General features: G+C 55.8%; 13 protein-coding genes. 3 read left to right on the top strand and 10 right to left on the bottom strand.

The features are described 5' to 3' along the window. Positions 1-38: 38 nt before the first annotated feature. From JJB07_RS21285 to JJB07_RS21260, 6 genes are all read right to left on the bottom strand, one after another. Positions 39-1,121 (bottom strand): sensor histidine kinase, encoded by a 1,083-nt coding sequence (locus JJB07_RS21285; RefSeq protein ID WP_201638125.1) that lies wholly within the window; start codon positions 1,119-1,121, stop codon positions 39-41. Beyond that, positions 1,108-1,833, bottom strand: a complete 726-nt coding sequence (locus JJB07_RS21280) for a response regulator transcription factor (protein WP_201638124.1) — start codon at positions 1,831-1,833, stop codon at positions 1,108-1,110. The genes JJB07_RS21285 and JJB07_RS21280 overlap by 14 nt, the downstream gene beginning before the upstream one ends. Beyond that, positions 1,812-2,420: a DedA family protein gene (locus tag JJB07_RS21275; RefSeq protein ID WP_201638123.1), complete on the bottom strand. Its 609-nt coding sequence runs from the start codon at positions 2,418-2,420 to the stop codon at positions 1,812-1,814. Before JJB07_RS21275 ends, JJB07_RS21280 begins: the two co-directional genes overlap by 22 nt. A 260-nt stretch (positions 2,421-2,680) precedes the next feature. Then, complete coding sequence (pyrG, locus tag JJB07_RS21270; RefSeq protein WP_201638122.1) at positions 2,681-4,288, bottom strand: CTP synthase; 1,608 nt, start codon at positions 4,286-4,288, stop codon at positions 2,681-2,683. Positions 4,289-4,457: 169 nt separating this feature from the next. Further along, positions 4,458-4,997: a DNA-directed RNA polymerase subunit delta gene (rpoE, locus tag JJB07_RS21265; RefSeq protein WP_201638121.1), complete on the bottom strand. Its 540-nt coding sequence runs from the start codon at positions 4,995-4,997 to the stop codon at positions 4,458-4,460. 136 nt (positions 4,998-5,133) lie between these two features. Further along, entirely contained in the window at positions 5,134-6,015 is an 882-nt protein-coding gene (locus tag JJB07_RS21260; RefSeq protein WP_201638120.1) for a nucleoside hydrolase, read from the bottom strand. A gap of 76 nt (positions 6,016-6,091) precedes the next feature. Between JJB07_RS21260 and JJB07_RS21255 the strand changes: the two genes are divergently transcribed. Genes JJB07_RS21255 through JJB07_RS21245 form a run of 3 tightly spaced genes read left to right on the top strand, consistent with a single transcriptional unit; the run spans position 6,092 to position 9,821 of the window. Further along, positions 6,092-7,564 carry a spore germination protein gene (locus JJB07_RS21255; RefSeq protein WP_201638119.1) on the top strand — a complete coding sequence of 491 codons (1,473 nt, stop codon included), beginning with the start codon at positions 6,092-6,094 and terminating at the stop codon, positions 7,562-7,564. Positions 7,565-7,578: 14 nt separating this feature from the next. Continuing rightward, complete coding sequence (locus tag JJB07_RS21250) at positions 7,579-8,694, top strand: GerAB/ArcD/ProY family transporter (protein WP_201638118.1); 1,116 nt, start codon at positions 7,579-7,581, stop codon at positions 8,692-8,694. Next, positions 8,691-9,821 (top strand): Ger(x)C family spore germination protein, encoded by a 1,131-nt coding sequence (locus JJB07_RS21245; protein ID WP_201638117.1) that lies wholly within the window; start codon positions 8,691-8,693, stop codon positions 9,819-9,821. Before JJB07_RS21250 ends, JJB07_RS21245 begins: the two co-directional genes overlap by 4 nt. A 58-nt stretch (positions 9,822-9,879) precedes the next feature. On the opposite strand, the gene JJB07_RS21240 is transcribed toward JJB07_RS21245, so the two are convergent. The 4 genes from JJB07_RS21240 to JJB07_RS21225 form a co-directional block, all read right to left on the bottom strand. Then, positions 9,880-11,079 (bottom strand): alpha/beta hydrolase-fold protein, encoded by a 1,200-nt coding sequence (locus tag JJB07_RS21240; RefSeq protein WP_201638116.1) that lies wholly within the window; start codon positions 11,077-11,079, stop codon positions 9,880-9,882. Between the two features lie 509 nt (positions 11,080-11,588). Beyond that, positions 11,589-11,783: a hypothetical protein gene (locus JJB07_RS21235; protein WP_201638115.1), complete on the bottom strand. Its 195-nt coding sequence runs from the start codon at positions 11,781-11,783 to the stop codon at positions 11,589-11,591. 160 nt (positions 11,784-11,943) lie between these two features. Beyond that, entirely contained in the window at positions 11,944-12,447 is a 504-nt protein-coding gene (locus JJB07_RS21230; RefSeq protein ID WP_201638114.1) for a S1 domain-containing RNA-binding protein, read from the bottom strand. 84 nt (positions 12,448-12,531) lie between these two features. Continuing rightward, positions 12,532-12,921 carry an FtsB family cell division protein gene (locus tag JJB07_RS21225; RefSeq protein ID WP_201638113.1) on the bottom strand — a complete coding sequence of 130 codons (390 nt, stop codon included), beginning with the start codon at positions 12,919-12,921 and terminating at the stop codon, positions 12,532-12,534. Positions 12,922-12,935: the final 14 nt, after the last annotated feature.

Raw genomic sequence — 12,935 nt, 5'->3', positions numbered from 1 at the left:
GCAGCAAAAAACCCAAGGACATCTGCTCCTTGGGTTTTTTACTTTGTTTTCGGAAGGGCCACCACAAAGCGAATCAAGTCCGGCTCCTGATATTCCATCCACATCCGGCCGCCGTGCAGTTCGAGAATTGATTTGCAAATTGACAACCCCAGCCCGCTTCCCCCGGTGTGATGGTTTCGGGAAGGCTCGACTCGAAAAAACCGATCAAACAACCGCTCTCGGTCCGCCGGTGAAATCGGTTCGGTCCGGTTGGTGAACGCGACGCGCACCTCTTCGCCCGCCTCCTGCAAGTCCAGGTGAATCACACGGGGGTGACGGCTGTACTTCAGCGCGTTGCTCAACAGATTCTCAAACACACGCACCATTTTCTCCACGTCTATCAACAGCAAGACCGGCGTTGCGGGAACGTGCTTCTGAACTTCCGCAGACGAATCGGAACTGACGGTCACCATCTCCCCGATCACTTGATGCAACAGCTCCGTGAGGTTGCAGAGCCTTCGCTCCAAGGGGAGGTCACCACTCGCGAGCTTCGAATACTCAAACAAATCCTCGATCAATCCCTGCAACTGCAACGCCCGTTGAAAGGCAACGTTCAGATAGTACCGTTCTTCCGCTTCGTTCTGGCAGGCTCCCGACTTCATCAAGCGTAGATACCCAACGACCGACGTGAGCGGTGTGCGGATGTCGTGAGAAATGTTCGTGATAAACTCGACCTTCGAGCGTTCCAACTGCAACTCCCGGTCAAACATGTCTTCTAGCTGCTGCGCCATGTCATTCAGGTTCACCGCGACCCGGCTCAACTCATCCATCCCCGTTGCGTTTGCACGGTGTGCCAAGTTTCCGGTGGCGATGATCTGCAAGTCGTCCACCAACCGGTACAACTTGCGTATCATCGGCCTCGTCAAGATCAGAAACAACAGCACAAAGACCACGACGAACAAGATCAGCGGAAGATAATAAAAATAATAATAGTCCTTCCACCAAATATTTTGGTTCGCCCAAGTCGCGTAGAGGGCGAGAAAAAACATCCCGCCGGCCCAGCAGATGAGAAAATAGACAAGCATCTTGAATTGCAAACTGCCCAACTTCTCCCGCACCCAACGGACCCTAGTCCCGATCAACTTTGTACCCCACTCCCCAGACGGTTTTCACAATCAGCGGTTTTTTCGGATTCTCCTCGATCTTCTCTCGCAATTTGAAGATGTGGACCATCACCGTGTTATCCGACTCAAACGGCTTGTCTTTCCACACCCGTTCATAGATGCGCTCGGCGCTGAACACGATTCCTTTGTTGCGTACCAGCAATTCCAAAATCGCAAACTCCGTCGGCGTCAGTTTTACAGGACGTCCCTCGACAAACACCTCATGGCTGGCGGTGTGCATGAGAAGTCCTAGAACCGTCAACGACTCTTCACCCTCCTGTTGGTTGGAAGCACCGTATGACTGCTTCATCAAGGGATTGAACTGCATCACCCGCCGCAGCTGCGATTTCACGCGCGCCACCAATTCCATCGGATGAAACGGCTTCGAAAGATAATCATCCGCCCCTGCCGTCAACCCGTGCACTTTGTCCATCTCGCTGCTTTTTGCGGACACCATGATCACCGGGAGATGATACCTGTTTCGCATCGTCATGCACGTTTGGATGCCGTCCATCCCCGGCATCATGATGTCCAAGATGACGAGGTGCACATCCTCTCGCTCCAGGGTTTCGATCGCCTCTGCACCGTTGCTGCAAGTCAGGACGCGGTACCCCTCGTGCCTCAAGTAAATCTCCACCAAATTCCGAATGTCTTCTTCGTCATCCACAACTAGAATGGTTTGACTTTCCATCGTTTCCTCCACATCTTCCATCCTGTACCTGCAATCCCCGCTGCGCAGACCGCCGCCAGCACCCACAACCCATAGGTGTGTACCGTCTCCCCAATCCATTCAATGTGCGCACCAAACGAACGCCCCAGCAAGAAATAAAGCAACGTCCAGACAAACCCCGTTGAATAGGAAAGCAATGCATATCTTAAAAAGCTCATCTTGTTCAATCCAACCCAATATGGCAGCACGTGACGTACCACCGGCAAGAAATAAGACAGGCAGAGCGCGTAACTCCCGTATCGCGCAAGCAACTTCTGAGACACTCGAATGTAGGCTTCCCCTTTTTTCTTTTTCCGTACGCGGTCCAGCACCGGAGCTCCCAAACTCTTTCCAAGAAAGTAGCCGATCGACAAACCGGAAATCACCCCCAGATACGTCAACACAAAGGCCGGGACGGGCTTTAAAATCCCCAGAGAAGTCACAAACCCGCCCGTCATGACCACCCCTTCATCTGGAATCGGCATCCCGACGATGCCAAGCCACAAGGAAAAAAACAACGCGAAATACCCGTATTGGTCTATCAAATGAATCAAATTTTCCATCGTCATGCCGTTCACCTCTTGGCTCTCTTTTTATTTTTGACACACGTACACGAGCGGCAGATCGCACGCGTCACGGGAAACGGGAAGGAGCCCGATCCAAGATCGCTTGTGCAAATCGGAAATTCCATCCCACTCACTCCGCTCTCCTACCTCGATTTTAGACAGCAAACCTTTCGTTCCCCATAGAGAAAGTCTTAAGATTTCCTTAAAGAGAGACGCACAAAAAAAGAGCGCCCCTTCAGGCGCTCCGGATTCGTACACGTATCTTATTTGCCTTGCCCACGCTCCAACGACGCTTTTACAAAGTCTCGGAACAGCGGTTGCGGGCGGTTCGGGCGGGAGGTGAACTCCGGGTGGAACTGCGAAGCGAGGAACCACGGGTGGTCTTTGAGCTCGATGATTTCCACGAGGCGTCCGTCCGGCGACGTGCCGGAGAATGCAAAGCCTGCCTCCGTCATCCCATCGCGGTACTCGTTGTTGAACTCATAGCGGTGACGATGACGCTCGTACACCAGCGTGTCCCCGTACGCATCGGCCGCTTTCGAACCCGGCTCCAACTTGCACGGGTACAGACCCAGACGCAACGTGCCGCCCATGTCCTCGATGTCCTTCTGCTCCGGCAGCAAGTCGATGACCGGGTGCGTCGTCAGCTCGTTGATCTCACTGGAATTCGCATCCCGATGTCCCAACACATGACGCGCGTACTCGATGCACGCCACCTGCATCCCCAAGCAAATCCCGAGGAACGGCACTTTGTGCTCCCGCGCATACTTCGTCGCGAGGATCTTGCCTTCGACACCACGGTCGCCAAATCCGCCCGGCACCAAGATGCCGTCCGCACGACCGAGCAGATCGTGTACATTCTCTTCGGTCACGTCCTCCGCTTGCACCCAGTCGATCTCCACGTTCGAATCGGCTGCAAAGCCCGCGTGGTACAGCGCCTCGGCGACCGAAATGTACGCATCGCGCAGAGCGACGTACTTCCCGACGAGCGCAATGCGAGTGGTGTGCTGCAAGTTCTTGACCTTGTGTACGAGACCCTTCCACTCCGTCATGTCCGCTTCCGGCACGTTGAAGCCGAAGTGACGCACGACGAGACGGTCGAGACCTTCCTCTTGGAACATCAGCGGCAAGTCATACAAAGTGTCTGCATCGCGAGACTCGATGACCGCTTCTTCGTCCGTGTCGCAGAACATCGCGATCTTGCGCTTCGCATCCGACGAGAGCGGCAGCGCCGTGCGGCAGACGAGAATGTTCGGGGTGATCCCGATCGAGCGCAGTTCCTTGACGGAGTGCTGCGTCGGCTTCGTCTTCATCTCGCCCGCTTTGCCCAAGTACGGAATCAACGTCACATGGATGTACATGACGTTCGCGCTCCCCAGATCGAATCGAATCTGACGAATCGCTTCCAAGAACGGCAACGACTCGATGTCCCCGACCGTTCCGCCGATCTCCGTGATCACCACATCTGCGTTGGTATCACGACCCCCGCGGAAAATTCGTTCCTTGATCTCATTGGTCACATGCGGAATGACCTGCACCGTGCCGCCGAGGTAGTCGCCGCGGCGTTCCTTGGTGATGACCGAAGAGTAGACTTTCCCCGACGAAATCGAGTTGTTCTTCGACAAGTTGATGTCGATGAAACGCTCGTAGTGTCCGAGGTCGAGGTCCGTCTCCGCCCCATCGTCCGTGACGAAGACCTCACCGTGTTGATACGGACTCATCGTGCCCGGGTCCACGTTGATGTATGGGTCGAATTTTTGAATGGTGACTTTCAGTCCGCGATTCTTCAGCAGTCGCCCGAGCGATGCAGCCGTAATGCCTTTGCCGAGAGAGGATACGACGCCACCTGTTACAAAAATGTATTTTGCCATGCCTTGCTGTGCCCCCTATGTACGCTTCTTGTCCTTAGTTTCCCTTATCCGTTACGAAAAACACCTTTGCTATCGTAACTTTGTACTCGAACGTTGTCAATAGGAGGCCAGCGAAAAGAGCCGCACCCCGGTGGCCCGGTTTGCGGCTGGAACGTTGCGTATTGCTTTTTTAGAAGTCGTCTTCTTCCTCGTAGGAGTCGAAGTCTTCCTCTTCGGTTTCTTCTGCTTCGCCTTCTTCAGCGGCGCCCTCTTCTTCTTCTTCTTCGAAGTCTTCTTCGCCCGCTTCGACTTCTTCTTCATCAGCGTCGTCATACTCCGCTGCGAAGGCATCGTCTTCGGTCTCTTCTTCGTCGAAGGAGTCTTCCTCTTCGTCGTAGAAGTCGTCGTCGTCCTCGTCGAGGTCTTTGCGCACGAACTTCTTGCCGCCGCCGGCGACTTTTTCCTTGTCCGTCGGGTACCAGCGTTTCAGGCCCCAGACGTTGCTGCCGATGCAGAGAAAGCGTCCGTCGATGTTGATTTCCGTATAGAGACGCGCGATCACTCCGTTGACCTGTTCCTTGGTCAAGCCCTTCAAGCGAGCAACTTCCGCCATCAGATCTGGGAAATTGAACGGTTTGTTGGTTTGTTTCAAGATCATGTACGCCAGGTCAACCAAGGACAATTCGCTAACTTGCTCGGGACTAAGCTTGATTGCGTGAGCTTCTGCCAAAGTCAGCACTTCCTTTCTATGTACCCCAGAAACTGCCACATGATAGTCTAGCCAGCTTCAGGAAGAATCATTCAATCCGTATAGAGAGCAAAAGCAATTATACCATACAGAATTTCGATGGGAAAGTGTGAAAGTCTCATTTTTTCAAAATCTGCATCACATCCTGCACGAAGACCGACTCCTGAAACTCCCACGCAATCCGAGTCCCGCTTTCCTTAGCCCCCGGACGAAAATCTGCGATCGTCTGCCCCCGGCACCGTCCGTTCTCCGTCACCACATCCACTTCACGCCGAATGAACCGCACCGCCTCCTCCCGATGCAGAGCAAACACCGGCAGAAGGTCGTGCAGCGGCGCACCGGAGCGCTTCGGGTCTCGTCCTTGGTAATACTTGAAGTACGGCTCGAAAACAGGCACCAGCGGCGTCTGTGCCACCATCTCCGGCGTGAGCACCGCCTTCTGCGTCACGTTCAGGGGAAAAAGTGTGACATTCGCGTTGCTCGTCAACACCAATCGTGCCGCGACAGGGTCTCCGAACATATTCGCCTCTGCCACCTCGGAGACGTTGCCCACGCCAAACGCACCGCCCATCGCAAAGACTTGCATCCCCCGCCATCTCTCTCCGTACAGAAGCTTCAAAACCGCAAGCGACGTCATCCGCCCCAATTCCACCACGACGACCTCCGGGGTCAGAATCTTCATCAACTCCGGCAACTCGGCCGCCTGCTCCACCACCAACGGCAACTCCAACAACCCAAGTCCTTGCGAACCGTGAATCTCCGGATAAAATTTCGGATTCTCGCCCGTCATCCCCCGCTCACAGCCCGCAAACACCGGGATGTCCTCCCGTCCCAATTGTCGCAACAACCATTTGACATTGCGCACCGTGATGTCCCTCGGCATATTGCCATACCCGCCGACGATCCCGACCACCTCTACCCGCGGGTCGCGCACCGCATACCACAGGGCGAAGACATCATCCACTCCGCCGTCCACGAACAGCACCGCTTTTTTTCTCATACTCCACGCCCCCTTTCCTTTGGATGAGTGTCCCTCGTTTCGGTAAAACTAACCAAAAAAGGGTGAGGCACTTCCCATGACCAACCAGCCCCTCCCGGCATCACTGAAAGCCGCCGTCACATTCGTCCAAGATTCGATGCCCGTCACCGCCGACCTCGTCGTGCGCACGCTGCACGGGCACAGTCTCGGGGTGCTGTTCGTCAACTCGCTGGTCGATTCCGACACCCTGCAACGGGCGATTCTCGCCCCTCTGCAACGACTGGCCGGCCGTTCCAACACCCTGCCGGAGCTGATGGAACTCCTACCGCTTGGCAATCTGCTTCTGACCCGCAACGCAAGCGAAGTCCTCGACTATCTCTTGCGCGGCTGGGTGTACCTCCATCTGCACGGCCACGCCCAAGCCTTGCTCGTGCAAGCAGACATCACTCCGGAAAAATCGGACCCGCAGCGCGAATATGCAGTGATCGGACAGCAGGCCGCCTTCACAGAGAACCTCGACAACAACGTGACGTTGATCCGCAAATTGCTTCCTGACACCAGTCTATGCCACGAATCCCTGACGATAGGCACGCGCAGCAAGACTCGTGTAGGCATGATGTACATCGGAGACGTCGCCAACGAGCAGAACCTCAACACTCTGCGCCAACGGCTTCAGGAGTTGGAAATCGACAGCGTCATCTCCTCCTCCGTTCTCTCGCAATTGATCGACGACAATTCGACGTCCGTATTCGCGCAGATGCTCCTCACCGAGCGACCCGATTTCGTCGCCTACGCCATGAACGAGGGCAAAATCGTCCTGCTCCTCGACGGCAGTTCGCTGGCAGTTCTCGCTCCCTGCACACTCTGGGATTTCATGAAAACGGCTGAGGACTACAACACGCGCTGGAACCTCGGGATGTTCATCCGAGGCTTGCGAATTCTCGCCATGCTCTCTTCGACACAAATTACCGCTCTCTATGTGGCAGCGCTGACGTTCCACTACCAAGTCATCCCCGTCAATTTGCTGGACTCGCTGATCGAGTCGCGGTTGCGCGTGCCGTTTCCTCCGCTCTACGAAGCGTTGTTGCTGGAATTCATCATCGAACTTCTGCGCGAAGCCGGGGCGCGCTTGCCTTCCAAAGTCGGGCAAACGATGGGCATCGTCGGCGGTATCGTCATCGGGGAAGCCGCCGTGCAAGCCGGCTTCACCTCGAACATCTTGATTATGTTGGTTGCGCTCGGAGCCCTCGCGTCGTTCACATCGCCGAATTACATTTTCGGCATGGTCATCCGCGTGTTGCGCTTCCCGATGATCATCCTCGCCGGATGGTTCGGTGCGCTTGGCATCGCGTTGGGCGGTGCGTTTCTCCTGCTCCATCTCTTGCGCATGAGTTCGCTCGGGCACCCGTATCTCTGGCCGATGTACCCCTTGCGTCTGCGAAATTGGCGCGAAGCTCTCTTGCGCATGCGCGCTCCCGCCTATGCCAACCGCTCCGACTACGCACAAGGCGCGGACAAAAGCCGATTCTCCGCCGCCAAAGCCAAACAAAAGCGCGACATCGACGAATGAAAGGAGACCCCGCCTTGGACGTTCCCGCTCACGTACCCAAACGATTGATGGTCAACGCCTATCTGCTTTTTTTCGTCGTCCATACCAACCAAGTCGGTGTCGGCGTGCTCGGCTTTCACCGTCTGATCGCCAAGTACGTGCGCCAAGACGCGTGGATCGCCGTGCTGCTGGCGGGGTTGTTCGTCCATCTCGTGTTTTGGGTAATGGTTCGCACGCTGCGCTTGTTTGAACCGACCGACCTCTACGGACTCCACCGCGCCGTCTGGGGCAAGTGGCTGGGCACCGGGCTCAATGTCTTTTACCTGCTCTTGATGGCCGCTCCGACGCTCGTCATCATCCAGACGTACACCGAAGTTTTGCAGACGTGGATCTCGCCCAACCTCTCGTCTTGGTTTATCTCCCTCGCGCTGCTCGGGTTGGTGGTCTACGGCTTGCTCGGCGGTCTGCGGGTGATCGTCGGGTTTTGCGTACTCAGCCTCTTCCTCACGGTCTGGATGGCGTTGCTCGCCTACTATCCCTTGCAATATGCCGTCTGGACCCACCTGCAACCGGTGTTGGAAGCAAACGCATCCGACATGATGACCGCCGTGCAAAAAATGAGCCTCACACTCTCCGGCTTCGAAATCATCTACTTCGTCTACCCCTACGTCCGTGAACCGAGACAAGTCATGCGCTACGGACAATTGGGCGTTCTCTTCACCAACCTGCTCTATTTGATCGCGATGTTGACGGCGACCGTGTATTTCTCACACGACCAACTGATGCGCAACATCTGGGCGCAACTCTCGATTCTCAAGATCATTCAAGTCCCGTTCTTGGAGCGTTTTGAATACGTGGTCATCCCCCTGTGGGTATTCGTGGTCTTGCCCAACATGCTTCTCTACACATGGGCCTCCACACGGGGCCTCAAACGCGTGTTTCGCCTGCAACAAAAAAAGGGCGTCTACGTCGTCGCCCTCCTGCTCTTCGGCCTTGGCTTCCTGTTCAAAACGCGACAGCAAGTCAACCACCTCAACGACCTGTTCAACGACCTGTATCTCTACGCCGCGTTTCTCTACCCGCTCGTGCTCTACCCGGCTGCGCTGATCCGGAAAAAATGGCAACAACGTCGGGAGGTGCGCTCCTCATGAAGTCTCGGCACTTTCTCTCGCTCACGCTCGCCCTGAGTTTGCTCACAACCGGCTGCATGCGCACCAACATCCTCGAACAGACGGGTCTGATCGTCATGGTCGGCTACGACGAGGCCGGCGACGGCAAGATTCGGGGCACGTCCTTGCTCTACCAAGTCGACCCGCACGCCAAGGAAAAAACGCAGGTCATCGCCTCCGTCGCCTCTTCCAGCAAAGGCTCCCGCGACGTCAACAACCTCGGCATGGCGAAGAAAATGGTCTCCGGTCAGTTGCGCGTCGCCCTCTACAGCGACGAACTCGCCCGCAAAAGCGGGATGCTGGAACTTGCCGACACGCTCTCCCGCGATGCCAACGTCGGGCGGATGCTCTATGTCGCGGTCTGCAAAGGCAAAGCAATGGACCTCATGTCGTTTCGCTATCCCGAGACCGCCAACTTGGGGACGTTTCTCTACCAAGACATCAAGCAAAACACACACGAAGGCATCATCCCGTCCTCCACGCTTCATGAGTTCATCCGCGATTCCTACGAGCACGGGCGAGACCCGGTCGTCCCCATTATCGAGAAGCAGGAGAAAAAAATCACCATCTCCGGCATCGCCCTGTTTCAAGACGACCGCATGGTGGGAGAGACCCCCGCGCACAACGGCTTCTACATCAAAGCGTTCCGCGACTCCTCCCGCCCGTCCTACCTCGAGGTGAAGATGAAAAACGCACCGCTCCGGCCGCTTTTCAGAACCACGCCGAAAAAGGAAGAAACCACCGTGGTTTTCGCCACCCTCAACCAAAAAGGCGAGATCAAGTTGACCGACCCGGCGAATTTGAAGTTCCAGATTTCGTTGCACGTTCGAGCGGAGATGTTGGAGATCTCGGAGCAAGTGGACCTCTCCAAACCGGACACCGAAGCCAAAATTGCCGACGCGCTCTCTCAGCAGATGACGCAAGAACTGCAACAACTCCTCACCCACCTGCAAACGTTAAAAAGCGACCCGATCGGCCTCGGCGAAATCTACCGCAGCACCGTCCGCCACAGCAACCTCAACCGAGACAAGTGGCACACCATGCTCGCCAAAGCCCACCTCACCCCAAAAGTGGACGTCACCCTCGTCCGCTCCGGCGTCGTCGAGTAAGCCCCCGCGTCAGTCGCGAAAAAAACCGCTCGGCACGTGTGCCCGAGCGGTTTTTTCTCTATCCCAGCAGTTTTTTCAGTCCGTCGAGGATCGTTTCGCCCCAGCAGGGGTAGTCGTGTCCTCCTTTGAAGATCGTACGGGTGAAGTCGTAGCCTTTTTGTTCGAGGACAGAGGTGAATCGGTCGAAGCCGTCGTGCATCTTGGCCGCTTCAAAAGCACCCATGTTGGCGTAGATGGAGAGCGGCGCTTTTTCAGACGCGGCGAACTGCGCCGTCAACCATTCCGGGTGCTCCTCATCCGGTCCCCACCAGTACGAGCCGGACAGCGCGATCACGTTCCCATACAACTCCGGATTGCGATGCGCCATATAGAGCGACATCAACCCGCCGAGGCTCGACCCTGCGATGACCACACGCTTCGGATCGGACGTCACATGAAACTGCTCCCGAAGCCACGGCACCAATTCCTCCGCGAACGCACCGGCATACGTCTCCGAACACGTCAACTCCGCCATGCGCTTGTGCGTCGTGTTCACATACGCGACCACCATCGGCGGCAGTTCCCCGTCTGCAATCAAGTTGTCGAACGCCAGCGGCGTCTGCACCGTGTCGATGTACGCAATTCCATCGTGCAAGATCACCAACGGGTACTTCTCTCCGTCCACGTCATACCCCGCCGGCGTGTACACATACACACTGCGCTCGCTTCCGTGAATCTCGCTCTTGAAGCGGTGCTCCACCACTCTACCCTTCGCCACCTGCTCCCGCTCCCCATAACAGGGTGAGATCGGCTTCGACGGAAACACGACGAGCGAGTACGTTTTCCCTTTGAAACCCTCATAATCTCGATACGGGTTCAGACGAGACGTGTGCGGATTCAACGGGTCGGTCACGAACACCTCGTTGCGCGCCGCCCAATCGCCCCCGAACGTATCGTTCAACGAAACCAGATACGTCGTCGGCAAACACGGCTCCGACTCCACCGTCCGGTACCAAATATCGGTCCCCGGCACGAGAGTCAGCTTGCAAGTTTCCGGATGTACGCCAGCAGGACCCCCCGCCACGAACACGACGCCCTCTTCCTCGGCCGCTCGTCGCACCACAAACGTCACCAGCGCAACGTCCTCCGTGACATCCTCCAGCAACGGCGTACCTCGTTCCTTCATCTCCTCCCAGAACGCTTCCACCACGCCGGGCTGACCGGATGCCAAGTCCTCCGTCAAACGCGCCATGCGCGGGCTGCGCATCGTCTCCACCATACATTCTCATCCCCTTTTAGGAGATATCTTCCATCTTGCCGTATAAAATTCCTTTCCCCTGCAAAAAATGACACCAGCAACCTCACACCAAGAGGGGGTACGAACTTGAACCCATACGTTTACTCCTACACCGGCATCGCGATCGCCGTCGTCGTCCTCGTGGGTCTGACCATCTGGTGGACGTACGCCAAGTACAAACGCAAAGCCTGACCCCACGCAGCAAAAAAACCGCCTCTTCCTCACCGGAACGGGCGGTTTTTTCCTGTTCACGACTCTACCAGAGCCAATGACCGACACGACTCCAAAACGACTCGATGTCACGGACGACGAACTCTTGCACTTTGGTCACCCAAAATTCATGATACATCTCTGCTTCCCTCCAACTTCTCTCTGAACTCACGCTACTCAGGATATTGTCGAAAGGTCGCAGAGGTGCACGAAAAATAAAAACAAATAAAAAAGCCCAACTCTCCATTTAGAGAGCTAGGCTTTTTCTTCGACAGTTGACCTTAGGCAGCCGAGACGGTCGAAGAGACGTACGCGCAAGCAAGCATGACGACGACCGACAGGAACATGAAACCTGCCAGACCCTTGCGGCGTTGCTTGACCATGGACATCATGGTGAAGAAGGACAGAATCGCGAGCAGAACGAAGCATACCGCGACGGAGATCGGGTGAAGAGTCATCCCTTCGTGGAGCAACATAGATAGTCACCTCTTTTTCAAGATCATATGTCATCGAGAACGATAAGACCGTACTACAGACTATTTTATTATAAAGAACAAGATCAGGTTGTGTCAAAAGCGGGAACTTTATTCCTGCAAAAAAGACACCCCGTTACAGGGTGCCTCGATATCACAACGACTAGCTGCGACGACCGCCACGGCCACCGCGCTTCGACTCGTTGCGTTTAAGGGCAGACAGACGATCTTCGCTTTCCTTGAGGAAACGGGTCAACTTGTCTTCGAATTGCAACGGGCGCTCGGGGCGATTGCCGCCACCACGACCACCACGGTTGCCGCCGCCCATCGGACGACCTCCACCACGCGGACCACCACCGCCGCCAGCACCAGGCGGACGATCTTCGCGCGGACGGAACTCACGCTTCGGCGGAGCTTCTTGGCCCGGAACCGGTTCTTTGGCTTGGCGGATCGAGAGACCGATCTTGCCATCCTTGTCGACATTGATTACTTTGACGGTCACTTCGTCATTGACTTTCAGGTGTTCATTGATGTCCTTGACGTAAGTGTCCGCGATCTCGGAGATGTGAACCAGACCCGTCACGTTACCTGGAAGCAACACGAACGCACCAAAGTGCGTGATACCGGTTACTTTCCCTTGCAGTTTGCTGCCCAATTCAATGGCCATGTAGAAAAAGCTCCTCCTTAAGGAATAACGAACATATTTCTAATCAAATTATACCGATAGACGGGGAAAAAGACAAGAAGCGGCTCAGGGTTTGGTCGCTTCTTGCTTCGGTTCTACAAATAAAGTTTCCCCGTCCTTCACCATCATAAACTTCGAACGCGCAAGTTGTGCGATATAGTCGGGGTCCTGCAACAGCTCCACACGCTTCTGCAAATCGGCGTTGGTCTGCTGTGCCTGAGACATATCGTGGTTCAGCGCCGTCTGTTGCTGATCCAGACGCTTCAAATCGGGCGACTGGACAAAGAAAAACACGTAGACCGCCCAGGCCATCATCCCAAGCAACAAGATGCGGCGCGGTTTCAACTTCATCCGGCGTTTCGCGGCGGTGTTGCGGGCAGCGGCAGGCGAGGCGGCTCCCAGCTTGGTCTCCTGGTCTTGTGTCATGCTGTATACGTTGGTCCGTCCCTTGCTCATCTCCTGCACAGCCT

The sequence above is a fragment of the Tumebacillus amylolyticus genome (assembly GCF_016722965.1).
GTDB lineage: Bacteria > Bacillota > Bacilli > Tumebacillales > Tumebacillaceae > Tumebacillus > Tumebacillus amylolyticus.
Note: the sequence above shows the minus strand (reverse complement) of the source record. Positions and strands in the feature narration are given on the sequence as shown.

Coding starts and splice junctions, on each gene's coding strand:
- JJB07_RS21240 (WP_201638116.1), bottom strand. CDS start 11,079: ATGGTGGAGACGATGCGCAGCCCGCGCATGGCGCGTTTGACGGAGGAC.
- JJB07_RS21230 (WP_201638114.1), bottom strand. CDS start 12,447: ATGGCCATTGAATTGGGCAGCAAACTGCAAGGGAAAGTAACCGGTATC.
- JJB07_RS21225 (WP_201638113.1), bottom strand. CDS start 12,921: ATGAGCAAGGGACGGACCAACGTATACAGCATGACACAAGACCAGGAG.
- JJB07_RS21235 (WP_201638115.1), bottom strand. CDS start 11,783: ATGTTGCTCCACGAAGGGATGACTCTTCACCCGATCTCCGTCGCGGTA.
- JJB07_RS21275 (WP_201638123.1), bottom strand. CDS start 2,420: ATGACGATGGAAAATTTGATTCATTTGATAGACCAATACGGGTATTTC.
- JJB07_RS21245 (WP_201638117.1), top strand. CDS start 8,691: ATGAAGTCTCGGCACTTTCTCTCGCTCACGCTCGCCCTGAGTTTGCTC.
- pyrG (WP_201638122.1), bottom strand. CDS start 4,288: ATGGCAAAATACATTTTTGTAACAGGTGGCGTCGTATCCTCTCTCGGC.
- JJB07_RS21260 (WP_201638120.1), bottom strand. CDS start 6,015: ATGAGAAAAAAAGCGGTGCTGTTCGTGGACGGCGGAGTGGATGATGTC.
- JJB07_RS21280 (WP_201638124.1), bottom strand. CDS start 1,833: ATGGAAAGTCAAACCATTCTAGTTGTGGATGACGAAGAAGACATTCGG.
- JJB07_RS21255 (WP_201638119.1), top strand. CDS start 6,092: ATGACCAACCAGCCCCTCCCGGCATCACTGAAAGCCGCCGTCACATTC.